This window comes from Brucella lupini (assembly GCF_002252535.1).
Lineage (GTDB): Bacteria > Pseudomonadota > Alphaproteobacteria > Rhizobiales > Rhizobiaceae > Brucella > Brucella anthropi.
This window is the reverse complement of the sequence record NZ_NNRN01000062.1, coordinates 327,823-353,586: the sequence shown is the minus strand read 5'-3', so window position 1 is coordinate 353,586 and position 25,764 is coordinate 327,823. Positions and strand designations below refer to the sequence as shown.

Below are 25,764 nucleotides of genomic sequence, written 5' to 3'. Positions count from 1 at the left end.
TCCTGACGCCATGTTGGTTTACATTCGGTCGGAAATGCTGATCGTTCCCCCTAAGCCCCCAATTACCGAGCTGTAGCGCGAGAAAACCTCGTTTCCATGCGGCGTGCCAAAATCGATAGCGGCCAGCATAGGACAAAATAGACAGCCGCTACCGTGCCAAACACCATGAACGGGCTGAACGTCGCGTTGTTGATGATCTGTCCCTGTCGCGTCAGTTCTGTAAATCCGATGATTGCGGCAAGCGAAGTGCCTTTGATGAGCTGCACGAGAAAGCCCACTGTCGGCGCAACCGAAATGCGTGCGGCTTGTGGCAGGATCACATAGCGCATGCGATTGTAGTAGCGCAGCCCCAATGCCGTCGCCGCTTCACGTTGGCCGGGCGGCACTGCATCAATACAGCCGCGCCAAATCTCCCCAAGAAAAGCGCTTGCATGCAATGTCAGCGCAATCGTCGCAGCAATCCAGGGGTTGATACCCAGACCGAAAATATTAAGGCCGAAGAATATCAGGAAGAGCTGCATCAGAAGCGGTGTACCCTGAAACAGCCTGATAAAGCCGAGTGCGATGTAACGTGGGGTACGAGCGTCCGAAACACGCATCAGCGCGACAAGCAGCCCTCCGATGCCACCGCCGACAAAGGCAATAGCCGAAAGAGCAATGGTCCACTGCGCTGCATAGACGATAATGAGAAATTCGTTCCAGCCGAAAGGTCTGATCATGGCCCGCTCCTATCGGCTCAACGGGTATTTAAAAGCCACCTTCTCGATCATTGAGAAAATGGCCGAGAAACCGATGGACATGACGAGATACATGAGCGTGATAACAATGTAGACCTCAAAACTCGCGAAGGTCGCCGATTGTAGATCGTTACCTGCAGCTGCAAGTTCGTTTGCGGAAATTACGGAGACCACACTCGAAGTCAGCATCAGATAGATAAACTGGCTGGTGAGTGACGGATAAACCGTCCGCAAAGCTGGTTTCATGATTACATAGCGGAACACTTGCAGCTTTGAGAGACCGAGTGCGGTTCCTGCTTCCACCTGACCTTTATGAATGGATTCAATGCCGGCACGAATAATCTCGGTACCGTAAGCGCCGAAGTTCACCACCAGCGCAAGAAGCGCTGCACTGTTGGGCGACAATCGCAAACCAGCAGAAGGCAATCCAAAGAAGATGAAGAAAATCTGCACCAGAAACGGCGTGTTGCGGATAATTTCGATATAGGCATCAATGATTAAGCGTGCTGGCTTTGGTCCAGACGTCTTCCCAAGCGCGCAGACTATCGAAACAATCAGGCCGAGCACCATCGCCGCGCAAGACAATTCAATTGTCTGCCATGCGCCGACAAGCAACTTATCCAGCGACGCGAAAACAGGCGCGAAGTTGAAATTATACAATGCTGAACCTCCCGGTACGCAACTGTGCCGATTTTTCCTCCCGGCAGCAATAATTTAGATCGATCTAAATGCGTTTAGCCTCATACGTCAATCATTAATTGGGATTAGATAACAGAGGCTCTTACCGGTCCACAGGACTGTCGAACTCGCAAATATGTTTCACTGATGATCCGCTGCGCCTGTTTTTCCGGGTTTGCCAAACGGGAAAGAAGCAATCCAGCGGCATTCTCACCAACCGTAACAGGTCGGGTTGACACGGAACTCAACCGGGGGCGGGTCGCTTCAGCATCGCTTACATCGTCGAAGCCGATCAACGAAACATCCTCACCAACCATTCTCCCGCAATCATAAAGCCCTGCCGAAAGGCCTAGCGCGATCACGTCATTGAAGCAGATTGTGGCTGTCGGCTTCCGGCCGTCCTGAAAGAGAAGCGGAGCCGCTTTGGCGATATCCGGCATCGTCTGCGGAAAGCGGACAATCATCTCAGGATCGAGCCCTTGTTGTTGCATTGCCTCGCGAAAACCTTCGACACGTTCGCGGTAAGCGGAATGAATCGGCCCGTGCACAGCGAATGCGATTGTCCTGTGCCCAAGTGTAGCCAGATGATTAACCGCCTGCCGCATACCACCCGCGTAATCAACGCCTGCGTAATCGACACGATCGGTCACATGACGCAACACCTGCACAATAGGCAAGCCCCAGTCAGCAAGCTGCTCGACGAACTCCGGTGCTGTTTCCGCTGTTGGCGAAACGATCACGCCATCAACACCATGCTCACGCATACGCTGCATAAGGGTACTCTGATTGGTGAAGTTCTCGTGACTATTGGCGAGAAGAACGACCAGCCCTGCTTCACCCACAACACTGTCTATTCCTGAAAGCAATTCGCCGTAAAACGGGTTGCCAAGGGTGGGTACGATGACGCCAACCGTATTCGATCTCTCTACCCGGAGGCTAGCAGCCCCCATATTGTAGACATAGCCCAACTCTTGAAGGGCTTTCTCTACTTTTTCGCGCGTTACTGTTCCCACCAACGGGCTTTTGCGGATAACAAGGGAAGCCGTCGCGCGCGATACGTTGGCATGGCGTGCCACATCCAGCAGCGTAACGCGACTTTTCCTGCGATCGTCACTCGGCATAACTTCACCTGTCAGCAAGTTGGGCAATGTCCGATCCGGTTGAAGACAAAACTCAATAAAACCGCCGGTCAGATTCGAAAGGCATATATCAGTTCAGTCTTGCACATTGGTCAATCCGTTGAACGGCGAACCAGCAGTCATCATGCGGAAATGGCATTACTTGGCGTTCCCAACCCATTAATTATGCGCATGTTCTCCCCACGAATATCACTTTCCTTTCGGTTTTTTTCGTTTTGAACGCTATCGTTTTCGGATTTATTCTGCCATTGGAAGAATCGAAGGTTGATCCTTTGGCAAAAATTGCATTCATATAGGTGCAATGAAAATATTGCAGATGTCGGGGCTTTGAGACCATCACCAAGGAACTCAAATGTTCACGCAATCTCACACTCGAGGAGGAAACATGCTTATCCGTCTGATCACGACTTCGGCGCTGACAAGCGCCCTCGCCCTCACCATCAGTTCTCAGGCATTTGCCCAGACGGAGCTGGCATGGTGGCACGGCATGACCGGTGCCAACAACGAAATGGTCAATGAACTCTCGAAGGAGTTCAACGAAAGCCAGAGCGAATACAAGATTGTTCCTGTCTACAAGGGAACTTATCCTGAAACGCTGAATGCCGGCATTGCCGCGTTCCGTTCCAAGCAGCCCCCCGCGATCCTTCAGGTCTTCGACGCCGGTAGTGGTGTTATGATGGCAGCCGAAGGCGCAATGGTTCCAGCTGCAGAAGTTCTGGAAAAGGGTGGCTTCAAGTTCGACAAATCGCAGTATCTGCCTGGCATCGTCGCTTACTATTCGAAGCCAGACGGAACCATGTTGTCCTTTCCGTACAACTCCTCGTCACCAATCCTCTATTACAATAAGGATGCCTTCAAGAAGGCTGGCCTCGACGAAAACAATCCGCCGAAAACCTGGCCTGAAGTTTTCGAAGCTGCCAAGAAGATCAAATCCAGCGGTGCGGCACCGTGCGGTTTCACTTCCACATGGCTGACCTGGATTCAGACCGAAAACTTCGCGGCTTGGAACAACGTTCCTTATGGCACGAATGAAAACGGTCTCGGCGGCACCGATGTGAAGCTCGAAATCAACTCGCCGCTTTACATTCAGCACTTCCAGTCGATTGCCGATCTCGCGAAAGACGGTATGTTCCGCTACGGCGGCCGCACATCGGAAGCCAAGCAGCTTTTCACCTCTGGTGAATGCGCAATGCTGACCGAATCCTCCGGCGGCCTCGGCGATGTTGTTAAGTCGGGTATCAATTACGGCATCGGCCAGCTGCCTTACTACGAAGGTCACGGCCCGCAGAATACGATCCCTGGCGGTGCATCTCTGTGGGTCTTCGCAGGCCTTAGCGACGAACAATACAAGGGCGTCGCAGAATTCTTCAACTTCCTCTCGCAAACCAAAATTCAGGTCAAGCTGCACGAAAAATCCGGCTATCTGCCTGTAACACTGGCGGCGTACGAGGAAACCAAGAAGTCGGATTTCTATGAAAAGAATCCGGGCCGCGAAACGCCTATCCTGCAGATGATGGGCAAGGCGCCGACCGAAAATTCGAAGGGCGTGCGTCTCGTCAACTTGCCGCAGGTGCGCGATATTCTGAACGAAGAGTTCGAAGCAATGCTCGGCGGCAAGCAGGATGCGAAAACTGCACTTGAAAACGCTGTCAAGCGCGCCAACGACGCGATTGCCGCAGCTCAATAATTGATCACATAAACACAACGCCGCCTGCCCTTGTGGTGGGCGGCCTTGTCACCCACGAGGAAGCTCCCCGTGCAGAAAGTTACCTTTCCAAATAAAATCTTGCCCTACTTCCTGCTGGCCCCGCAGATCGTTCTGACTGTGGTGTTTTTCTTCTGGCCAGCCAGTCAGGCAATTTATCAGTCTTTCATGCGTGAAGACGCATTCGGGCTGAAGTCTACTTTTGTAGGCCTTGCGAACTTCACAACCGTTCTGGCCGACCCGAACTATCTACATTCATTCAGAGTAACGATTGTCTTTAATGTTCTGACCGCGCTGCTTGCCATGGGCGCAGCATTGTTGCTTGCAACGGCAGCAGATCGCGTCATCCGTGGAAAGACATTTTATCGTACGCTCCTGATCTGGCCCTATGCCGTAGCTCCTGCTGTAGCCGGCATGTTGTGGCTCTTCATGTTCAACCCAGCGATGGGTACTTTTGCGTATATTCTGCGCCGTAATGGCATTGCATGGGATCCGCTGCTTGACGGCAATCAGGCTATGGGCCTCGTCGTCGTTGCCGCGGCCTGGAAGCAGATTTCCTATAATTTCCTGTTCTTTGTCGCAGGCTTACAAGCAATTCCTAAATCGTTGATCGAAGCAGCAGCCATTGATGGCGCGCGCGGCGCACGGCGATTCTGGTCTATCGTATTTCCACTTCTTGCACCGACCTCCTTCTTCTTGCTGGTCGTGAATACGGTTTACGCCTTCTTCGACACGTTCGGCATCATCCATGCCGTGACCGGCGGCGGGCCTGCCAAAGCCACCGAAACGCTGGTCTACAAGGTTTACAACGATGGCTTCGTCAATCTGAATCTGGGTTCTTCCTCGGCACAGTCAGTTATTTTGATGGCAATCGTGATTGCCTTGACAGCGTTCCAGTTCCGCTTCGTTGAGAAGCGCGTGCATTATTCGTGAGTGAGGCGACAATGATAGAAAAACGCCCAATCTCCAGCCTGATCGGCCATCTGATCCTGATCCTAGGCATCATTATTGTTGCCTTTCCGATCTACTACACCTTCGTCGCTTCAACGATGACGTCAACGCAGATCATTCGCCCGCCAATCTCGCTGTTGCCCGGCGACCATTTCGTCGAAAACTACGGCGAAGCCATCTTTGGCGGTGTGGAGCGTGTTGTTGGTGTAAGTCTTGAACGACTTCTCTGGAACTCGTTCGTGGTTGCAATGGCAATCGCCGTCGGCAAGATCATCATTTCGTTCATGTCGGCTTTCGCGATTGTGTTTTTCCGCTTTCCGATGCGCATGTTCTTCTTCTGGATGATCTTCATAACGTTGATGCTGCCTGTGGAGGTTCGTATTCTGCCGACCTACAAGGTGATCGTGGACCTCGGCATGATCGATACCTATGCTGGGCTTACGCTGCCATTGATGGCATCCGCGACAGCGACATTCCTGTTCCGTCAGTTCTTCCTTACCATTCCGGGTGAACTGGTTGAAGCAGCACGTATCGATAATGCCGGACCATTCCGTTTCATGCGGGATATCCTGCTCCCCCTTTCGAAGACGAATATTGCAGCGCTTTTCGTCATTCTCTTCATTTACGGATGGACCCAGTATCTCTGGCCACTACTCGTTACCAATGATGCCAAGATGAACACGATCATCATCGGCCTGCGCCGCATGGTCGATTGGGCTGACGCATCCACACCGTGGAACTACGTCATGGTAACAGCCATTCTGGCCATCATTCCACCGATCCTCGTTGTGGTGTTGATGCAGCGCTGGTTCGTCAAAGGTCTCGTTGAAACGGAAAAGTAATGAGCAAAATCGTTCTTGATAACGTCCGCAAGAGCTATGGCGGCAATGTAGAAGTCATCAAAGGCGTATCGCTGGAGATTCACGACGGTGAATTTGTGGTGCTGGTAGGCCCTTCAGGCTGCGGTAAATCCACTCTCCTGCGCATGATAGCGGGTCTCGAAGGTATTACATCCGGCACAATCTCCATTGGCGATCGCGTGGTCAACGAAGTAGAACCCGCAGAACGCGATATTGCCATGGTGTTTCAGAACTATGCGCTCTATCCGCATATGACGGTTCGGGAAAACCTTGCCTATGGTCTGAAGAACCGCAAGACACCAAAGGACGAAATCGAGCGCCGCATCGCCAAGGCTGCAAAAGCGCTGGAAATCGAACCTTTTCTTGAGCGCAAACCACGCCAGCTTTCTGGTGGTCAGCGCCAGCGTGTCGCCATGGGGCGCGCCATTGTGCGCGAACCGGCAGCTTTCCTCTTTGATGAACCATTGTCCAATCTGGACGCGAAACTGCGCGTGCAGATGCGTGTCGAGATAAAGCGCCTGCAGCGCTCGCTTGGCACCACCAGCGTTTACGTGACACACGACCAGATGGAGGCCATGACCATGGCTGATCGTCTTGTCGTGCTGAATGCCGGCCATATCGAACAGGTTGGCACGCCGATTGAGCTTTACGAAAAACCTGCCTCCACCTTCGTCGCGACATTTATCGGTTCCCCATCAATGAACCTGCTGCAAAGCACAGAAAGCACCGGTTGGGCGACCGGCAGCGCGGTGCAAAAACCTGACGGGAGTTTCACCATCGGCGTTCGCCCAGAGGATATCCGTATTCTGGAAGATAGCGAGCCGGATGCTGACGGATTTAATGCAACCATTCGTATTGAAGCTGTCGAACTCGTCGGTGCAGAAAGCTACATCCACGCTGCTTTGCCAGATGGCAAGCCGCTTATCTTCCGCGTTGCCGGGCGGTCGGCACATAACATTGATGAGACTGTCAGAGTTGGCGCTTCCTCTGGAAACGTGCATGTTTTCAACAATGATGGCCAGCGTGTAACTGATTGACATGAAACGGGTTGCGCCCTTCAACGGAGCGCAACCCGCTATAATAATCGATTTCTGTTTTAGAATTTATCGGTTACAGAGAAGTGGAATATTTTTCCGCCTGTGAGGAAATCCCGATAGATGACGCATCAGCAGATACTCTCCTTCGCAGTAATCATACTCATGATGGGAGCGTTTATCTGGGGCAAGTTCCGTTATGATGTGGTCGCACTTTGTGCACTTCTCCTGGCAATAGCAGTTGGGGTTGTACCCTTCGATCACGCATTTTCGGGTTTCAGCGACGACATCGTTATCATCGTTGGCAGTGCGTTGGTGGTCAGTGCGGGTGTCGCACGTTCCGGCCTTATGCAGGCGGCGGTGCAGCGTTTTCTGCCAGAAATGAACAGTGTGCGACTCCAACTTGCCGTGCTGGTGGCAGTCGTCACTGTTCTCTCAGCTTTTGTTAAAAACGTCGGCGCACTGGCAATCATGATACCGGTTGCTTTCCAATTCGCACGTCGTTCCAATGTTTCTCCATCGACCTTTCTCATGCCTATGGCCTTCGGCGCGTTGCTCGGTGGTTTGATGACCCAGGTGGGCACTTCACCCAACATTGTTGTTTCTCGCATTCGCGGCGAAATGGTTGGTGAGCCCTTCACAATGTTCGATTTTACGCCTGTCGGCGCTGTACTATCAGTCGTAGGACTCGTCTATCTGGTACTCTTCTACTGGCTCGTTCCCCAGCGCACTCGCGAAAACGTATCGCTGGATGAGGCAATCAAGATCAAGAATTATGCTTCCGAAGCGCGTATCACCAAGAACTCGACGATGACCGGCAAGCGCGTGACCGATCTCATCAAGGCAGCTGAAGGTGAAGCGATGGTGACTTCCATCATACGCAACGACCAACGATTGACGCCACTTCCAGATACGATCCTGAACGAAGGCGATGTTGTCCTTCTTGAAGGTGATCCAAAAGCGCTCGATGCTGTCATAAGTGCCGGAAAGCTTACCCTGTCCGAGAACCGCAATCCGTCCGAGACAAGCGGTTCCACCGACATAGAGGTTGTGGAAGCTGTTATCGGCAAGAACTCGCGCCTAATCGGCCTAACTGCCCAGAGACTTGCCCTTTTTGCGCGATACGATCTGAACCTCCTGGCGGTCAGCCGGCCAGGCGAACGTATTACTGAGCGGCTCAGTGAGGTCATTCTCCGTTTCGGTGACGTGGTCGTACTGCAAGGCAGACAAGCAAATCTGTCCACCTTCCTGCCGGAGTTCGAATTGCTGCCGCTTGCCCGCCGCAAGCTTATGCTTGGCAGCGTTCGGCGCGGATTGATCCCGCTCGCCATTCTGATCGCTGCCATCGGGGCAACCGCGTTAAGCCTTGTACCAGTGGCGGTGGCTTTCTTTGCCGCCGCTGTCGCCATGCTGCTGTTCAAGGTGATACCTCTCAACGAGGTCTATGACGAAATCGACGGTCCAATTCTGGTGATGCTTGCGGCACTCATCCCGGTTTCGGATGCGCTGCGAACAACCGGCGGCACGGACCTCATCGCAGAAGGGCTCGCCACAATCGGCCATCAGTTACCGCCAGCAGGTGCGTTGGCGCTCATTCTTGTAGCTGCGATGATGGTGACACCATTTCTTAACAATGCTGCGACGGTGCTCGTCATGGCTCCCATCGCCACAAGTTTTGCTTCCGGACTTGGTTTCAAGCCGGAGGCCTTTTTGATGGCGGTTGCGATCGGCGCAGGGTGTGACTTCCTCACGCCAATCGGCCATCAATGCAATACGCTGGTCATGGGGCCAGGTGGTTATAAATTCAGCGATTATCCACGTCTGGGATTACCGCTATCAATCATTATAGCGATTGTAACAGTCCCAACACTGATGTTCTTCTGGCCCCTGAAATAGTCCTAGAACTGAACTGAGCGTATCCATTCGAGACTGTCGGAAACAATTTTTTCCACGGTCTCGGCGATATCTGCACGGAAGACCAGCGGTTCTCCAACAGGGCTTTCTAGCGTAGCGATCTGGCTTTCCAGCATCGTTACCGGCATAAAATGGCCTGTGCGATGCCCCATGTGTTCGTGCAACACTTCAAAACTGCCATCCAGAAAGACAAACAGCACCGGTGTACCAGCAGCAGCGCGGAGACGATCACGATAGCTCTTCCTCAGTGCGGAACAGGAAACAACGATTCCGTCGGTCGAAGCAGCGAGACGTTCACCGATTTTGTCGAGCCAGGGCCAACGATCCTCATCCTGCAAGGGGATGCCCGCTGACATCTTATCGACATTGGACTTCGGATGAAGAGCGTCGCCCTCAAGAAACGGGAGCGCCAGTTCATCGGCAATCTTCTCGCCTACGGTTGATTTTCCGGAACCCGAAACACCCATAACGATAATACGCAGCATCAATTCCTCATACACTCGCGGTCATGCCGCCATCGACGTGCAAAACCTGTCCATTGACGAAAGAGGAGGCATCGCTGCTCAGGAATACTGCAGCGCCGACCAACTCTTCCACGTCACCCCAACGGCCCGCCGGCGTCCTTTTCTCCAGCCATGCCGTAAATTCGGGGTTATCAACCAATGCCTGATTCAGCGACGTCTTGAAATAGCCGGGAGCAATTGCATTGATCTGCAAGCCATGTCGGGCCCAATCGGTGGCCATACCGCGCGTCAGGTTACGGATCGCTCCCTTTGTTGCCGTATAAGGTGCAATTGAAGGTCGTGCCAGTTCACTTTGAACCGAAGCAATGTTGATTATCTTGCCGTGTCCTCGTGGGATCATATGGCGCGCAGCTGCCTGCCCAGCATAAAATGCGCTGGAAATGTTGGTTTCCAGAAGCTGCTGCCACTTCTCGATCGGAAAATCTTCAAGCGGCGCGCGATATTGCATCCCGGCATTATTGACCAGAATATCGAGCGCACCGATTTCCTCTTCAATCGTATCAATAGCTGCACGAACTTCTTCAGCAACCGTCACATCAAAAACGGACGCAAAGACCGTATAGCCCTCGTTTTCCAGTAGCGTAACGGCCTTATCCAACTTGTTTTGATCACGGCCATTGATGATTACCGTTGCTCCATGTTCTGCAAGCCCCTGAGCCAATGCAAAGCCGATGCCCTGGCTTGAGCCGGTAATCAGGGCTATGCGCCCTTCCAGACTGAATAGTTCGAAAGAAGGAGCCATCAGAAAGTTTCCAGTTTGAGACCGACGCGGCTTGCCGCCTGCACAATGTGTTGGCGCATCACTTCGCGCGCTCGCAACGGATCACGTGAACGAATCGCATCCCTGATTGCGGTGTGTTCATTGATTGTAATCTCGACAATCTGCTCTAGTACCGCCCGCGCACGCGCCGCATTGATCGCCTGATTGATGCGTTCGGCAATGAAACCCAGAACCAGCGGAAAATATTCGTTATGTGTTGCGGAAGCGAGCGCACGGTGAAATGTCAGATCAGCGGCAATACCGGTATCCGTCCATTTTTTCGAACCGCTCATCTCTGCGAGCGCTTCATTCAGTTGCATCATATCATGTTCATCATGATGCACCGCAGCTAGCCCCGCCGCTTCTATCTCCAACGCCATTCGCAACTGGAACAGGCTGCGGAAACTGTCACGATTGGCAAGTGTTTCAGGTTCTATGCGGAGAGCATGTCGCCTGTCGGGTTCCGTTACAAACGCACCTACACCCTGTCGGGTTTCAACCAGGCCCTCGTTACGCAACTGGGCAATCGCTTCACGTACAACCGACCGGCTGACACCGAAGCTTTGTGCAAGATTATGTTCTGTCGGCAACTTTTGTCCCGGCAGAAGACTACCTTCACTGATCTGCCGCGTAATTTCCGAAGCAATACGCCCCGGAAGCTGCTCATTACGCCTGATTTCGCCAAACAAATTGATGAAGTCTCCCTGATTGCCCGTGCAAGTGGTGTGTCGTCAGCCTTTTGAAGAGTCAAGAGAAAGCTGGCAGCCCGGATTCATGATATTGTCCGGATCGATGACTTGCTTGATACCTTCAAGCAGTTTTCGTCGTGCAGGGTCAATGCACTTCTCGAAATCTTCCCTTTTGAGGCGACCAATGCCGTGCTCTGCACTGATGCTGCCTGCGTAACGATCCAGAACAGCATTGATCGTTTCCTTGGCAAGTTTGATCTTCTTGTCTTTCGCCGCAACATCGAGATTGCTTTCTGGAATGACATTGAGATGCACATTGCCGTCGCCGACATGCCCATAAGAAACGGCGAGACAATCTGGAAGGACCTTAGCCAGTTCCCTTTCTGCTTCTCCGACGAATGATGCCAGCTTTGAAAGAGGGACCGAGATATCGGTACGCAGGTGCTTGCCACGCAGCGCCTGTCCTTCGTTCATAGCTTCACGAAATGTCCAGAGATTTTGACCTTGCGCACGAGAGGACGCGATTGTCCCGTCAAGAACGAGGCCATCTTCCATCGCGCCCGCGAGAAACTGTTCCATCAAGGATAGTATGTCGACCAGGCCTGAACCCGAGACCTCCATCAAGACATAGGCCGGGTATTGTCCAAGTGGCATGGCAAGTTCTGGCATCGCCTCTAGCGCCAAGGTAAAAGCCACTGGCGGCATGAATTCAAAAGCGGACATCAAATCACAGCACTGCACACGCGCGCGCCGATAAAGGGCAATCGCGTCATCCAGCGAATTGAGCCCCAGCAGGGCAGTTTCCACCTTGTCCGGCAAGGGCATAAGTTTGATTGCCACACCGGTCACCACTCCCAAAATGCCTTCTGCCCCGATAAATAGCTGTTTCAGATCAATCCCACGATTGTCTTTCCTCAGCGTCGAAAGACCATTGAATATCGTACCGTCTGGCAGCACAACCTCCAGCCCCAGAACCAGCTCACGGGTCATGCCATAACGCAACACGTTGATGCCTCCGGCATTGGTGCTGACATTTCCCCCGATGCGACAGCTTCCCTGTGCACCAAGTGCTAATGGAAAAAACATCCCCTTGGCTGCCAGTTTGTCTTTCAGTTCGGAGAGAATGCAACCGGCATCCACAACCGCCGAAAAATCATCCGGATCAATCTTCCGAATGTGATTCATTCGCTCAAGACTTAGAATGACGAGATTGTCGCGCCCATCCGGCACGCCTCCCTGCACCAGACCGGTATTTCCGCCTTGCGGAATGATAGACAATCCCAGTGAGGCGCAGGCTTTAACCGCAGCAGAAACGTCCGCTGTCGAGCGTGGTCGGATCACAGCAACTGCCGTATTCTCCACATCTCCCGGCCAGTCGCGACAATAGCCAAGCATGTCGTTTTTCCCGGTCATAACCAGATCGTCGCCCAAAAGAGCAACGAGATCAGCCTGCTTGTTTCCAGTCATGTCCCCCGAACCGTACATGATATCCTCTTGGCTTTACCGATATGCAATGCGCTGTCGCGGATGTACGACAGTTTTTAAGATGCGGCAGGCTTTTCCGTTTCATTCCTGTGGCAAGACGGAGAAAACTGTTTTCAACGCCTACATATAAGGTTATCAGACAACCCTACAACACAAATCTAGTGGGAGACTGGAGAAGTGTCGTAATGGTAGCCGACGCCACGTTTTCGAGTAGGGTCGGCTGCGAGGCAAGGAGGAGCCTTCCAGATGCATATTGCAATCATCGGCGCTGCCGGCATGGTCGGGCGCAAACTAACGCAGCGCCTTTCAAACGACGGCCATCTCGGGGAAACTCCAGTTGAAAAACTGACACTTATCGATATCGTTGCAGCGGAACCTCCGAAAGGCTTTGCAGGATCGGTCGATACTCTGGCAGCAGATATATCTACCATGGAAACCGCTCTGAAGATCGTGTCAGGACGCCCTGACATCATCTTCCACCTCGCGGCAATCGTGTCCGGTGAAGCAGAACTGGATTTCGACAAGGGGTATCGAATCAATCTGGATGGCACCCGCCATCTGTTCGATGCGATCAGGCTTGCACACATTGCTGACGGCTATAAGCCTCGCGTGGTTTTCACATCGTCTATTGCCGTTTTTGGTGCTCCGCTCCCCTACCCGATCCCTGATGAATTTCACACGACCCCGTTGACGAGCTACGGCACGCAGAAGGCTATCAGTGAACTTCTGTTGTCAGACTACACCCGGCGCGGTTTCTTCGACGGCATCGGCATTCGCCTGCCAACTATCTGCATACGCCCCGGCAAACCGAACAAGGCTGCATCCGGCTTTTTCTCCAATATCCTGCGTGAGCCACTCTCCGGGCAAGAAGCAATCTTGCCTGTTCCTGAAGATGTCCGGCATTGGCATGCTTCGCCGCGCTCAGCCGTCGGCTTTCTAATCCATGGAGCCACCATCGATACGGAAGCAGTTGGAGCACGTCGCAATCTTTCCATGCCGGGTCTCAGTGCGACTGTAGGCGAGCAGATTGAAGCATTACGTCGCGTTGCGGGGGAAAAGGCGGTAGGTCTGATCCGCCACGAGCCAGATGAAATGATCATGCGTATGGTTGCAGGCTGGGCTCCCGGTTTTGAAGCAAAACGCGCCCAGGCTCTTGGCTTCACCGCAGAAACATCCTTTGATGAGATCATTCGCGTTCACATCGAAGATGAAATGGGAGGCCAACGTTGACACGCAAGATCGCTTTTCTTGGAACCGGCCTGATGGGCGCACCAATGGCCAGTCGGCTTCTGGATGCAGGCTTTGATGTAACCGTCTGGAACCGGAACAGCGCCAAGGCTGCCCCTCTTGCTGAAAAAGGTGCCAAACTTGCTCAGTCTGCCGCCGAGGCAGCAGAGACAGCGGATTTAGTCATCACGATGTTGACCGATGGCCCGGCAGTACGCGACGTCCTTTTCGATCAAGGAGCCGCAGCAGCCTTGAAAAAAGGCAGTGCAGTCATTGACATGAGTTCAATTTCACCAGACTTCGCACGCGAACATACCAAGCATCTAAAGGCAATTGACATCAATCACATCGATGCCCCGGTCTCCGGTGGCGTAGTGGGTGCCCAGGAAGGCACGCTTGCCATCATGGCCGGAGGAGATGAAGCGATCATCGCAGGCCTTGCCGATGTGTTCAAACCAATGGGACGCCTCACCCGCGTCGGCCCGTCAGGTGCCGGTCAGCTCGCAAAACTTGCCAATCAGCAGATTGTCGCCGTAACTATCGGAGCAATCGCTGAAGCAATGGTTCTGGTTGAAAAAGGCGGTGGGTCGCGGGCAGCATTTCGCGACGCCATCCGCGGTGGTTTCTGTGAAAGCCGCATTCTCGAACTGCACGGCAAACGGATGATTGACCGAAATTTTGAGCCGGGCGGCACATCGCGCATCCAGCTCAAAGATCTCAATTCGATCCTCAAGACTGCGGGCGACCTATCGTTGAGCTTGCCATTGACGGAGACCGTACGCGAAGCCTTTGCAGCTTTCGTGGACGAAGGCGGTGGTGAGAAAGATCACAGCGCCCTGCTCCTTCATCTTGAAAAGCTCAATGAAGGTCAGAAAAGCTAGTTTGTAGGCAATCGGGCTGCATTGGGAGGTGCAATGAAGATCACCGCAATCGAAACCATCCGTATAGCCGAACGGCCAAACCTGTTGTGGGTGGAAGTTCATACGGACGAAGGAATTACCGGACTCGGTGAGACCTTTTTCATGTCCGAGACGGTCGAGGCCTATCTCCACGAATATGTTGCGCCGCGCGTTGTCGGTCGCGATCCTTTGCAGATCGATCTGCTGGCATCTGACCTTGTGGGCTATCTCGGTTTCCGTTCAACCGGCGCGGAAGTGCGCGGCAACTCCGCTTTCGATATTGCCCTGTGGGATCTATACGGCAAAGCTACCAACCTCCCGATTGCTCAACTTCTCGGCGGCTTCAGCCGTCAGTCCATCCGAACCTATAATACCTGCGCCGGAACTGAATACATCAAGAAGGCTACCGGCCAGCAATCCGCCAATTATGGTCTGGCGGGTGCTGGCGCTAATTATGACGATCTTAATGGCTTCCTGCACCGCGCAGACGAGCTTGCGCTCTCGTTGCTGGACGAGGGCATAACGGCGATGAAAATCTGGCCATTCGACATGGCGGCAGAAAAGACACGCGGGCAGTATATCTCTCAGCCTGATCTAAAGGCGGCATTACAGCCTTTCGAGAAAATCCGTGCAGCCGTCGGAGACCGCATGGATATCATGGTTGAATTTCATTCAATGTGGCAGCTCTTACCCGCCATGCAGATCGCCCATGAACTCGCGCCTTTCAAGACCTTCTGGCACGAAGACCCGATCAAGATGGATAGTCTTGGCAGTCTCAAGCGCTATGCGGAAGCAAGCATAGCGCCGATCTGTGCCTCTGAAACACTGGGGAGTCGTTGGGCGTTCCGTGATCTTCTCGAAACGGGTGTAGCTGGCGTCGTCATGCTCGATTTGAGCTGGTGTGGTGGTCTCTCGGAAGCCCGCAAAATTGCCGCCATGGCGGAGGCCTGGCATCTGCCGGTCGCCCCTCATGATTGTACCGGACCAGTCGTCCTGTGTGCCTCAACGCACCTGTCACTGAATGCACCGAATGCCCTCATTCAGGAAAGCGTCCGCGCATTCTACAAGACCTGGTATCGCGATCTGGTCACGGCCCTGCCCGAAGTGAAGAACGGGATGATCACGGTTCCACCCGGCGCAGGACTTGGCATGGAACTTCATCCAGAAATGGACAAGGCCTATACCGTCAGCCGAAGAAAAACAGATCGATCTAATTTTTGATGTTAGCTCGGCCTAAAGTCTGGACACAGCCCCAGACTGCTAATAACAATAACGCTCTTGTTGTCAGACATCCTGACAACATATGACCTATGGGAAAGGTCATGAAATGGGAGGATATCTGTGCAAGACAAGCGTGAAGTGAAAGCAACGGCGATTTTGCCCGAGGACAGCCATTCTGCGATCTTGATCGGTCGCGTATGGTCGAAGGCCGAAAACGGCCCTTGTCCAGTACTGGTGAAAGACGGTCATGTGCACGATATATCCAGTTTGTCCGCTACAGTTTCGGGTCTTCTGGAGCACAACTCACTGTTACGCGAGTTAGATGGCACAGAAAACTTCACCAATCTCGGCTCTCTGGACGATTTTCTTTCCGGTGATCGCGGAGAGCTGCTTGCTCCCATAGATCTGCAATCGATCAAAGCAGCCGGTGTCACCTTTGCTGACAGCATGCTTGAACGCGTGATTGAAGAACAGGCAAAAGGCGACCCCTCCCGCGCCCGTGAAATTCGCGAACGTCTGGCCCCTGTCATTGGCGACAATTTGAGAGGCGTCGCTGCTGGTTCCGAAAAGGCGGCGGAGGTTAAAGCGCTCCTTCAAGAAATGGGGCTCTGGTCACAATATCTGGAAGTGGGTATTGGCCCTGATGCAGAGATTTTCACCAAGTCCCAGCCGATGTCCGCCGTTGGATGCGGCGCAACTGTCGGTATTCTACCGATTTCACAATGGAACAATCCTGAACCGGAAGTGGTTCTGGTCGTCGCTTCTGATGGACGCATTGTTGGAGCAACTCTGGGCAACGACGTCAATCTCAGGGACGTCGAAGGGCGTTCGGCTCTTTTGCTCGGCAAAGCCAAGGATAACAATGCTTCCTGCGCTATCGGTCCCTTTATTCGCCTGTTCGATGGCGAATTCACTATGGATGTGTTGCGCAAGCTCAAGCTGTCGCTGACTGTTCACGGAGCTGACGGTTTCGAGATGACCGGCGAAAGCCCGATGGAAGCGATTAGTCGCGATCCTGAAAATCTTGCATCGCAGATGATGAACCGCAATCATCAATACCCAGACGGCGCCGTGTTGTTCCTCGGCACGATGTTCGCACCTGTCAAGGACCGTCGCGGTGCCGGACAAGGTTTCACACATGAAGTCGGCGACCGTGTGGAGATATCAACTCCCAAGCTCGGTTGCCTCGTCAATTGGGTCGACAGGACCGACAAATGTCCCGAATGGACATTCGGCATAAGGGCGCTGATCCGAAACCTGCAAGCGCGCAATCTGCTCGATAAAATTTGAGGACGGATATATGACGAAAGCCATAGATTTCTTCTACAAGATGCTTGGCGCAATTCTCGTCTTCCTCCTCGCCGGCATGGCCATTATGGTCTTTGTCAACGTGATTTTGCGCTACGCCGCAAATTCCGGACTGACCGTATCGGAAGAACTTGCGCGTTATTTCTTCGTCTGGGTATCGTTTCTCGGAGCCGTTCTTACTTTTCGCGAGAACAGCCATTTGGGCATCGAGACGCTCGTTGCCCGTTTCGGGCGGCAGGGTCGCATTACCTGCATGGCGATCAGCTATCTGATCGTCGCACTGTGTTCGGGAATTTTCTTCTGGGGCACATGGAAACAATTCGACATCAACGCCAGCATGGTTGCACCCGTCACCGGGCTCTCGATGATCTGGGTTTACGGCGTCGGACTATTCACCGGCGGCGCAATGTTCATCATCGCGGCCGAGCGTTTCCTGCGCGCTGTCACCGGTCGTCTGACCGATGAGGAAATTGCCACCTTTGCGGGCGAACATTCGCTCGATCATCTGATGGAGTAAACGACATGACGCTTGTAGTATTTGTCGGCTCACTCCTCAGCGCTATGGCCATTGGTGTTCCGATCGCCTTCTCGCTTATGTTCTGCGGTGTCATTCTCATGTTGTACATGGGGATGTTCAACACACAAATCATTGCACAGAATATGATTGCTGGTGTTGACTCCTTCACCCTTCTGGCAATCCCTTTTTTCATTCTGGCTGGGGAACTAATGAATTCGGGCGGCTTGTCCCGTCGCATCATTGATTTCGCCATAGCTTGCGTTGGCCATATTCGAGGCGGTCTCGGTGTCGTTGCCATTCTTGCGGCCATCATCATGGCCAGCGTATCGGGTTCAGCTGCTGCAGATACTGCAGCGCTTGCAACGATCCTCGTCCCCATGATGGCGAAAGCGGGCTATAACATCCCGCGCTCTGCCGGACTGATGGCTGCCGGCGGCATTATCGCACCTGTTATCCCGCCATCTATGGCTATGATCGTATTCGGCGTTGCCGCCAATGTATCCATAACGCAGCTTTTCATGGCTGGCATTGTGCCGGGTCTGATGATGGGTATCGCCCTGCTCTTCACGTGGCAGATCGTCGTCAGAAAAGACAATCTCAAAGTGCTTCCCAAGCAATCCGGCAAAGATCGGCTGCAAGCAACCGGACGCGCACTGTGGGCGCTGGGCATGCCAATCATCATCCTAGGTGGCATACGTATGGGCGTCATGACACCGACTGAAGCAGCCGTGGTAGCCGCAGCCTATGCCCTCTTTGTCGGTATGTTCGTCTACCGCGAGCTGAGATTTGTCGATCTTTACGGCGTCTTCCTGCGAGCAGCCAAGACAACATCCATCATCATGTTTCTCGTCGCTTCGGCGCTGGTTTCGTCATGGCTGATAACGGCCGCAAACATTCCGGCAGAAATCAGCGGTTATATTGCACCGTTAATCGACAGCCCAAAACTGTTGATGTTTGCGATCATGATCCTGGTGCTGATTGTTGGAACGGCATTGGATCTCACGCCGACAATTCTCATCCTGACACCCGTCCTGATGCCGATTGTCAAACAAGCAGGTATTGATCCGGCTTATTTCGGTGTCCTGTTCATCATGAACAATGGTATCGGACTTATCACGCCCCCAGTGGGCGTCGTGCTGAATGTCGTGAGCGGCGTCTCAAAGGTTCCGCTAGGAAAAGTGGTCGCAGGCGTAAATCCGTTCCTGATTTCGCAGGTGATCGTATTGTTGCTGCTGGTTCTGTTTCCAAGCCTCGTATTGGTACCCATGAACTGGCTTCATTAGGTTTAACATCAACTCTGGGAGGAGAGTTCAATGAGAAAACTGATTATGCTGGCAACGACCGCCCTTATGGCGGGAGCGCTAACCGTTCCTGCATTTGCAGAGTTTCAGGATCGCAATATTCGCGTTTCGAACGGCATTAACGAGGATCATCCCGTCGGCAATGGCATCAAGGCAATGAATGAATGTCTTGCTGAAAAGTCCGGCGGCAAGATGAAGATAACCGCGTTCTGGGGCGGTGCACTCGGAGGTGATTTGCAGGCCACACAGGCACTGCGTTCCGGTGTGCAGGAAGGCGTCGTCACGTCGTCATCGCCGCTCGTTGGCATCGTTCCTGCACTTGGTGTCTTCGATCTGCCATTTCTCTTCGCAAATGATAAAGAAGCAGACGCCGTCGTCGATGGACCCTTCGGCAAGATGATGGACGAAAAGCTTGCTGCCGTCGGCCTCGTCAATCTGGCCTATTGGGAAAATGGCTTCCGAAATCTTTCAAACTCAAAACATCCGGTCAACAAGTGGGAAGATTTCAGCGGCATGAAAGTCCGCGTGATGCAGAACAACATCTTCCTCGACACATTCCAGAACTTTGGTGCCAACGCTACTCCGATGGCTTTCGGTGAAATTTTCTCGGCGCTGGAAACAAAGGCTATCGACGCACAGGAAAACCCTTACGTCACAATCGATACGTCCAAGTTCTATGAAGTGCAGAAATACGTAACGGAAACGAAACATGCCTATACACCGTTTCTGTTCCTTTACTCCAAGCCGATCTTCGACACGTACTCACCGGAAGAACAGGCCGCCTTGCGTGAGTGTGCCGTAGTCGGTCGCGACGTTGAACGCAAAGTCATTCGCGAACTGAACCAGAAGTCGCTCGAGAAGATCAAGGAAGCGGGCCTAGAAGTAAACACACTGTCACCGGAAGAGCATGCTCGCATGCTTGAGAAGTCCCAGCCGATCTATGCCAAATATAAGTCCCAGATCGGCGATGACATTATCGACGCAGTGCAAAAGCAGCTTGGTGAAATCCGCAAATAGTAAAAGCCTGAACCAAAAGAACAGGCCGCGCTCTTTGCGCGGCCTGTTTCATTTCATTCAGGCTGCTTTCAGACGGTTGTTGACGCGTTCAGCCAACTTGCGAGCACGTGCAAGACTGTCGGCTTGTTCGGTACTGAAACGATCTTCTCCGATTTCCATGATCAGGAATGTATCGGGCAAAAAAGTCAGTTCGTCGAAAATTTCTTCCCACGGAATATCACCCCAGCCAATCGGCAGGTGCAGATCGCCGATACCGAGTGCCGTGGCCTCGGCAGGATGATAAAACTTGGTCTTCGTATAAGGACGGCCAAAACTGTCGTGAACGTGCAGATGTCCCGTCACCGGAGCCATAGCGCGAATTTGCGGACGCCAGTCAATCCCTAAACGCGTGCATTCAATATAGGCATGGCTGAAATCGATCAGACCGCAAACGGAAGAATGATTGAGCGCAACTACTGTTTCGGCAACCTGAGCCGGTGTCTGGCGATATTCAGCATCGCTCATCGCGAAAATATTCTCCAGCGCGATCCGGACGCCATAAGTTTTCGCAAGCTCCGCCATTTCGGCGAGCGCGTCCCGTTCCATCTTGTCGAGGTCGGGAATACGAGAAAGTGCAGGCATCGGAGCATGGCCGGAGTGATGAACCAGAACTTCCGCTCCGACATGGTCACAGAGTTCCAGCATCGCCCGAACAACCGCCTTTTGATAATCCAGATGCTCTCGATCCATGAAGTTGGAAACAATCTGTCCGTGAACGCTGTAGCGCATGTCGAACTGTCTGGTGATATCAACGAGACGATCCACGCGATGCGGAATGAGACGACCGCCTGAGATTATTTCCTCGCCATATAGCGACAGTTCGACAGCTTCCGAACCGAGTTCGACAATGTTGCGGATTGCGCCCTCAAGCGTGCTGAAATTACCGTCACCCGTAGGGGTGCAGAAGCCAATCGCTGATATTGTATGGTCAGAGGTCATGATGCTCGTCCTGTCAGACATGAAAAATGCGCGAGCCGAATATCCGACATCGCGCATCCCCTTTGGCATGTGCCTATTTCAGGCGTATGACCGCATGAAACGATTTCTCCTCAATTGAGAGGAATAGCGTTTCCATCTTTGCTCGCCTGATAAGTACCGGACAATTCGTCATATTTGGCGAAAATAGCATCGAGCCTTCTGCCGAGACGCTGGCGGTCAGCGTCTGGTAGCGACGCAACCATCTTCGGAATCGAACGACTGTGCCAGAAGGCATTATCGCGGTTATATCCACCCGGCTCCAGCGTGAAGACTTCCTTGAGGATCTTCAAATCGTGAGGGATCGAGAAAGCATCTCGTGAATCCTCATGGCTGAACAGGTAGTAAAAATTGTCGAAACCGCTCCAGGTAATGGCCGAAAGGCACATGGAGCAAGGTTCATGAGTGGAAAGAAAGACCATGTCTTTCGTATCCGGACGTCCATTCTCCGGCATTTCGTAGAAACGCTTCAAAGTGTGCACTTCACCGTGCCAGAGCGGGTTTTCAGTCTCGTTGTTGGTTTCCGCAAGAACAAGGGATAAATCTGATTTGCGCAACAAAGCTGCGCCGAAAACCTTGTTGCCTTCCGCAACGCCTCGTTCGGTCAGAGGAATGACATCCTGCTCGATAACGTCGATCAGTTTTTCAAGCAGTTTCAGTTCATCTGTTTGCACAGTTCTATTCCTCCCGATGTTGCAGAAAAGCGCCGGACCGTTTCGGTCCGACGCATCTATTGTTACTCCGCAAAGAATGCGAAGCGGATGACGAAGAGTGCAGCAACCAACCAGGTCGCAAGATGCACATCACGTGCCTTGCCGGTGAAGGCCTTGAGCACGACATAGCTGATGAAGCCAAAGGCGAGACCGTTTGCGATCGAATAGGTGAACGGGATAGCCAAAGCCGTCAGCGCAGCAGGTGCAGCTTCCGTTACATCGTGCCATTCGATCTCGGTCAGTTCACGCATCATCAAGCAGGCGACGTAAATCAGAGCCGGTGCCGTAGCATAGGCCGGAACCGAACCGGCGAGCGGCGAAATGAACAAGGCTGCAAGGAACAGGAGTGCAACAACCAGAGCCGTTAGACCCGTGCGGCCACCAGCCTGAACGCCAGACGCGCTTTCAACATAAGCTGTCGTAGAAGACGTACCGAGAAGCGAGCCACCAAGGATTGCCGTGCTATCAGCAAAAAGGGCGCGTCCGAGACGGTTTGGTTTACCCGGTTCGATCAGACCACCACGCTTTGCCACGCCAATCAGCGTGCCAGTGGCGTCAAAAACTTCAACCAGTACGAAAACCAGAATGACGTGCAGAATGCCGGTATGCAGAGCGCCCATCACATCAAGCTGAAGGAACGTTGGCGCCAAGCTCGGAGGAGCCGAGAAAACGCCGCCGAACTGGCTGATACCGAGAGCAATCGATGCGACGGTGACGACAAGAATACCGATGAGGATCGCACCGCGAACTTTCAGGGCATCCAACACTGCAATGATGAAGAAACCGGCAATCGCCAGCAGCGGGCCAGCTTTCGTCAGATCCCCCAGACCGACCAAAGTTGCCTGGTTGCCAACAACAACACCAGCGCTTTTGAGACCGATCAGGGCCAGGAACATACCGATACCCGCAGCAATCGCGCTACGCAGCGAATGCGGAATGCCTTCGACCAACCAGCGGCGTACACCCGTCACCGTCAAGATCAGGAAGATAATGCCAGAAATGAAAACTGCACCAAGCGCCTGCTGCCAGGAAAAGCCCATCGCCCCGACTACAGTGAAGGCGAAGAAGGCGTTAAGCCCCATGCCGGGCGCCATGCCGATAGGCCAGTTCGCAACGAGCGCCATGATGATCGAGCCGAGAGCTGCCGCAAGGCAGGTGGCAACGAAAACAGCGTTTCGATCCATACCCGTAGTGGACAGAATGTCCGGGTTTACGAAGATGATGTAAGACATCGTCAGGAAGGTCGTCACGCCGGCAATGATTTCCGTTCTCGCCGTAGTGCCGTGTTCCTGTAATTTGAACAGCTTTTCGAGCATCGTCCCTCCAAGGCAAGCGCCCGTCAATTAGCGCCCCAGTTCGCGTAAAATCACGACGCGCAACCTGTTGCGCTTCGTAAAGAGCCGAGCTGAGGCAACCTATGCGATTGCCATAATGTTAGTTGCCGCTGCAGATTTGCAGTCGGACAAGTTCCCCATACACCCATCACGGACAAAAGCACAGTTCTGCCGCGTGAATGCCAGTTTGTTGACATGATTTAGTGTGGACTGAGATTTCATCACGCGCCAGTCACTCATTTGCCGGGAAATATTTGAAACAGATTCAAAAAAGACAATTTGCGAGAGGGGCGCGATTATTTCTAACTAACTGATTGAAATGGGCTTTGTAAGAGCAAAGCCGTGCCATACATGCCAAGAGCAAAAAACGTATGTGCAATAAGATTGAGCAAACGTACATTACGCGCATTCGGCAATTTTGAAGCCGCCCAACCGATTCCCAAACCGGGCTGCAACAAAAACCACCCTGCCGATACTGTCAGTATACCGAAAATCCAAACCGGCAAAAAGACCGGGTCGGAAAACCATTCCGCGCCACCATAAATGGCAAAGATGACACCGTAAAGAATACCGACCGCATAATGCCCAATCCAGCCAAGTGCTACTTCATGCTTATAGGGCTTGGCATCAGAAATATTATCGTGGAAAATTTGCCCGTGGCGGAGATGCCAGAACCAGCGACCGACCAGCCCCCAATTTGGGCGCCTCTGCCCCGGTATTGCGGCCAGTATCAACGCCCACAAGTCCATTACGACGGTTGCGCCAATTCCAATCAGAATCCCGCGCCAGATAATATCCATGCTGTATCTGCCTTTGCGTCATCGGGCGGCCAGATAAGCCTGACACCGCCCGATGCGCAAGAGCTAGATTGCGTGCACTCCTGCATTCCACGCAATACTGACTAGCAATAATTTAGAACAATAAACGCAACACCAACCGGCAATAGACATTGCTATGAAATATGAGGCGATGAAGTTTGGCAAACAAACCGCAGTTAAAAACGGAAACGCCGTATCTTCATCGCCTGCCCCCGCAAATACAAGCTGACGGAAAATTGCGTTGGCGACAACAGCAATCTGTCCCAAAATGGTACGGATTATGTCTCATTAGCAATAAACAGCTGAGTAATGAGCGGGCAAGAAACTAAAGCTGTAACGACTGGGAAAGCGGCATCGCGCAGTCAGAACCACAGACCTTCAGGTCAAGAAACTATTTAAGGGGCAACGCATAAAACAAAAGCGCCGGGACTGGAGACCGACGCTTTGTTACTTTATTCGATTTTCACTTATGGGGCGATCTTTCGAGAGAAACGCCATAAGCTATTACTTACCGAAAACGGCGCTGTGAATCTGCGAACGCGAAACACCGATATCGGCAAGAAGATGGTCGTCCATTGCACCGAGCTCACGGATAGCGCGGCGGCGGGACACGAACTGCTGTACTTTCTGACGAATGTTCATTTGCTTTCTCCTCGTTTGGATGATTATCAAATAGGCGTTTGCCCAAATTTCCACCACGGATATGATTGCAAATGAGGCATGCGTTTTTGCTTGAGCTCAAAACCTTGAAAAGGTCGAATTTACTTCTTTTCCAAGCAATGGCCCAATTATAGTCTTAAATGCGAATTTTCAGAAAAGCCTTTTGCCAATAAGCTTCTAATCGATTAAGGGAGCGGCAGGAACGAACTCCTCCCCCCGTTTCTTTCGGACATTGACATGCTTTACGGTATTTTTCTCGCGTTTGCGTCCTATGCGGCATTCGCTGTAAGCGACGCCTGCGTCAAGTTTCTTGATGGCACGCTGTCACCTTACGAAGTGGCATTCTTCGGCGCTGTACTTGGTCTGCTGGCTATTCCATTTACAAAGAAAGCTGACGATGTCTGGCTCGATATGTTTCGCACCAGCAATATCAAAATGTGGCTATTGCGAACCGTAACGGCGGCTATGGGAACAATAGGAAGCGTTACGGCATTCACACATCTCTCTATGGCGGAAGCCTTCGCGCTCATTTTCCTTCTTCCAGCCTACGTGACTATACTTTCAGTAGTATTCTTGAAGGAACAGGTTGGCTGGCGGCGATGGTCAGCGGTTCTGATCGGCTTTATCGGCGTTCTGATTGTGCTCCGCCCCGGGTTCAGGGAGCTCTCGATCGGCCACCTAGGCGCACTGGCGGCTGGCATGGGCGGTGCGATGAGCATCATCATCTTCCGCGTTATGGGTAAGCATGAAAAGCGCATATCGCTTTATACAAGCGGACTAATCGGCCCTATCATCATCTGCGGGGCCTTGATGACCCCGTCCTATGAAGCGCCAAATACCGAGCAATGGGTTTATCTTGCGGGATACGGTCTTCTTGCCGCGCTAGCCAATATCCTGCTGATGCTTGCAGCCCAACGCGCGCCAGCAAGTGCAATTGCGTCCCCACAGTATAGCCAGATGATATGGGCGATCCTTTTCGGATATTTTGTTTTCCACGATCACATAGATATGCCCATGCTGATCGGCATCGTTCTCATTACTATTTCCGGTCTCTTCACCTTTATCCGCGAAAGGCAACGCGGTGTTGAGGGGCCTCCGGCTGTCGTCACATCGGAACCAACTCCCGCGCTTGTTGAAGACAAGGCCGAACAATCTTGAAAGCGAACAGTGACAAGTTCGCGCTTGTCTCAGGCGTTGCCTGCTCCTACGATGTAGGCAGCCTGTCCACGGTTGATGAAATAACGCTTCAAACAGAAGTG

General features: G+C 52.8%; 25 protein-coding genes. 13 read left to right on the top strand and 12 right to left on the bottom strand.

Annotated elements, in window-relative coordinates; genetic code table 11:
- Positions 1 to 62: 62 nt before the first annotated feature.
- The 3 genes from CES86_RS25050 to CES86_RS25040 form a co-directional block, all read right to left on the bottom strand.
- Positions 63 to 719 carry an amino acid ABC transporter permease gene (locus tag CES86_RS25050; RefSeq protein ID WP_094515690.1) on the bottom strand — a complete coding sequence of 219 codons (657 nt, stop codon included), beginning with the start codon at positions 717 to 719 and terminating at the stop codon, positions 63 to 65.
- 9 nt (positions 720 to 728) lie between these two features.
- A complete protein-coding gene (locus tag CES86_RS25045) occupies positions 729 to 1,397 on the bottom strand; it encodes an amino acid ABC transporter permease (protein WP_094515689.1) in 669 nt (222 codons plus the stop codon).
- A gap of 104 nt (positions 1,398 to 1,501) precedes the next feature.
- Positions 1,502 to 2,536 (bottom strand): LacI family DNA-binding transcriptional regulator, encoded by a 1,035-nt coding sequence (locus tag CES86_RS25040; protein ID WP_094515688.1) that lies wholly within the window; start codon positions 2,534 to 2,536, stop codon positions 1,502 to 1,504.
- A 403-nt stretch (positions 2,537 to 2,939) separates the two neighbouring features.
- Between CES86_RS25040 and ugpB the strand changes: the two genes are divergently transcribed.
- The 5 genes from ugpB (at position 2,940) to CES86_RS25015 (ending at position 9,000) form a co-directional block, all read left to right on the top strand.
- Positions 2,940 to 4,241, top strand: coding sequence for a sn-glycerol-3-phosphate ABC transporter substrate-binding protein UgpB (ugpB, locus tag CES86_RS25035; protein WP_167387154.1), 1,302 nt, complete (start codon positions 2,940 to 2,942; stop codon positions 4,239 to 4,241).
- Between the two features lie 69 nt (positions 4,242 to 4,310).
- The gene (gene ugpA, locus CES86_RS25030) at positions 4,311 to 5,192 is read left to right on the top strand and encodes a sn-glycerol-3-phosphate ABC transporter permease UgpA (protein ID WP_010658938.1); all 882 of its coding nucleotides are present in this window, start codon (positions 4,311 to 4,313) and stop codon (positions 5,190 to 5,192) included.
- Positions 5,193 to 5,203: 11 nt separating this feature from the next.
- Entirely contained in the window at positions 5,204 to 6,052 is an 849-nt protein-coding gene (gene ugpE / locus CES86_RS25025; RefSeq protein ID WP_010658939.1) for a sn-glycerol-3-phosphate ABC transporter permease UgpE, read from the top strand.
- Positions 6,052 to 7,107, top strand: coding sequence for a sn-glycerol-3-phosphate import ATP-binding protein UgpC (locus tag CES86_RS25020; protein WP_012093124.1), 1,056 nt, complete (start codon positions 6,052 to 6,054; stop codon positions 7,105 to 7,107). Before ugpE ends, CES86_RS25020 begins: the two co-directional genes overlap by 1 nt.
- 120 nt (positions 7,108 to 7,227) lie before the next feature.
- Positions 7,228 to 9,000: an SLC13 family permease gene (locus CES86_RS25015; RefSeq protein WP_012093125.1), complete on the top strand. Its 1,773-nt coding sequence runs from the start codon at positions 7,228 to 7,230 to the stop codon at positions 8,998 to 9,000.
- A 2-nt stretch (positions 9,001 to 9,002) separates the two neighbouring features.
- On the opposite strand, the gene CES86_RS25010 is transcribed toward CES86_RS25015, so the two are convergent.
- From CES86_RS25010 to CES86_RS24995, 4 genes are read right to left on the bottom strand one after another with little or no spacing between them, the layout of a single operon-like run.
- Entirely contained in the window at positions 9,003 to 9,503 is a 501-nt protein-coding gene (locus tag CES86_RS25010; RefSeq protein ID WP_094515687.1) for a gluconokinase, read from the bottom strand.
- Positions 9,504 to 9,510: 7 nt separating this feature from the next.
- The gene (locus tag CES86_RS25005; protein ID WP_094515686.1) at positions 9,511 to 10,284 is read right to left on the bottom strand and encodes an SDR family oxidoreductase; all 774 of its coding nucleotides are present in this window, start codon (positions 10,282 to 10,284) and stop codon (positions 9,511 to 9,513) included.
- The gene (locus CES86_RS25000) at positions 10,284 to 10,991 is read right to left on the bottom strand and encodes a FadR/GntR family transcriptional regulator (RefSeq protein WP_012093128.1); all 708 of its coding nucleotides are present in this window, start codon (positions 10,989 to 10,991) and stop codon (positions 10,284 to 10,286) included. Before CES86_RS25000 ends, CES86_RS25005 begins: the two co-directional genes overlap by 1 nt.
- A gap of 42 nt (positions 10,992 to 11,033) precedes the next feature.
- Positions 11,034 to 12,476 (bottom strand): FAD-binding oxidoreductase, encoded by a 1,443-nt coding sequence (locus CES86_RS24995; protein ID WP_094515685.1) that lies wholly within the window; start codon positions 12,474 to 12,476, stop codon positions 11,034 to 11,036.
- Between the two features lie 246 nt (positions 12,477 to 12,722).
- Here CES86_RS24995 and denD point away from each other — a divergent pair, with 246 nt between their 5' ends.
- The 7 genes from denD (at position 12,723) to CES86_RS24960 (ending at position 19,966) form a co-directional block, all read left to right on the top strand.
- Positions 12,723 to 13,706, top strand: a complete 984-nt coding sequence (gene denD / locus CES86_RS24990) for a D-erythronate dehydrogenase (RefSeq protein ID WP_012093130.1) — start codon at positions 12,723 to 12,725, stop codon at positions 13,704 to 13,706.
- Positions 13,703 to 14,584, top strand: coding sequence for an NAD(P)-dependent oxidoreductase (locus CES86_RS24985; protein ID WP_012093131.1), 882 nt, complete (start codon positions 13,703 to 13,705; stop codon positions 14,582 to 14,584). Before denD ends, CES86_RS24985 begins: the two co-directional genes overlap by 4 nt.
- A 33-nt stretch (positions 14,585 to 14,617) precedes the next feature.
- Positions 14,618 to 15,823, top strand: coding sequence for a mandelate racemase/muconate lactonizing enzyme family protein (locus CES86_RS24980; RefSeq protein ID WP_012093132.1), 1,206 nt, complete (start codon positions 14,618 to 14,620; stop codon positions 15,821 to 15,823).
- A gap of 120 nt (positions 15,824 to 15,943) precedes the next feature.
- Complete coding sequence (locus tag CES86_RS24975) at positions 15,944 to 17,113, top strand: fumarylacetoacetate hydrolase family protein (RefSeq protein ID WP_094515684.1); 1,170 nt, start codon at positions 15,944 to 15,946, stop codon at positions 17,111 to 17,113.
- Positions 17,114 to 17,123: 10 nt separating this feature from the next.
- Complete coding sequence (locus CES86_RS24970; RefSeq protein WP_010658950.1) at positions 17,124 to 17,648, top strand: TRAP transporter small permease; 525 nt, start codon at positions 17,124 to 17,126, stop codon at positions 17,646 to 17,648.
- A 5-nt stretch (positions 17,649 to 17,653) separates the two neighbouring features.
- Positions 17,654 to 18,931 carry a TRAP transporter large permease gene (locus CES86_RS24965; RefSeq protein ID WP_094515683.1) on the top strand — a complete coding sequence of 426 codons (1,278 nt, stop codon included), beginning with the start codon at positions 17,654 to 17,656 and terminating at the stop codon, positions 18,929 to 18,931.
- Positions 18,932 to 18,961: 30 nt separating this feature from the next.
- On the top strand, positions 18,962 to 19,966 hold the full coding sequence (locus CES86_RS24960; RefSeq protein ID WP_012093135.1) for a TRAP transporter substrate-binding protein: 1,005 nt from the start codon (positions 18,962 to 18,964) through the stop codon (positions 19,964 to 19,966).
- A 57-nt stretch (positions 19,967 to 20,023) separates the two neighbouring features.
- On the opposite strand, the gene CES86_RS24955 is transcribed toward CES86_RS24960, so the two are convergent.
- The 5 genes from CES86_RS24955 to CES86_RS24935 all read right to left on the bottom strand — a co-directional run bounded on the left by CES86_RS24955 (position 20,024) and on the right by CES86_RS24935 (position 24,487).
- Positions 20,024 to 20,944, bottom strand: a complete 921-nt coding sequence (locus tag CES86_RS24955) for a sugar phosphate isomerase/epimerase family protein (protein WP_094515830.1) — start codon at positions 20,942 to 20,944, stop codon at positions 20,024 to 20,026.
- Between the two features lie 110 nt (positions 20,945 to 21,054).
- On the bottom strand, positions 21,055 to 21,654 hold the full coding sequence (locus tag CES86_RS24950; RefSeq protein ID WP_012093137.1) for a nucleoside deaminase: 600 nt from the start codon (positions 21,652 to 21,654) through the stop codon (positions 21,055 to 21,057).
- Positions 21,655 to 21,716: 62 nt separating this feature from the next.
- Entirely contained in the window at positions 21,717 to 23,009 is a 1,293-nt protein-coding gene (locus CES86_RS24945; protein WP_010658955.1) for an NCS2 family permease, read from the bottom strand.
- A 320-nt stretch (positions 23,010 to 23,329) separates the two neighbouring features.
- Positions 23,330 to 23,827, bottom strand: coding sequence for a DUF2938 domain-containing protein (locus CES86_RS24940; RefSeq protein WP_012093138.1), 498 nt, complete (start codon positions 23,825 to 23,827; stop codon positions 23,330 to 23,332).
- Positions 23,828 to 24,349: 522 nt separating this feature from the next.
- Entirely contained in the window at positions 24,350 to 24,487 is a 138-nt protein-coding gene (locus CES86_RS24935; RefSeq protein WP_010658957.1) for a DUF1127 domain-containing protein, read from the bottom strand.
- A gap of 255 nt (positions 24,488 to 24,742) precedes the next feature.
- Between CES86_RS24935 and CES86_RS24930 the strand changes: the two genes are divergently transcribed.
- Entirely contained in the window at positions 24,743 to 25,663 is a 921-nt protein-coding gene (locus tag CES86_RS24930) for a DMT family transporter (RefSeq protein WP_094515682.1), read from the top strand.
- Positions 25,664 to 25,764 lie beyond the last annotated feature (101 nt).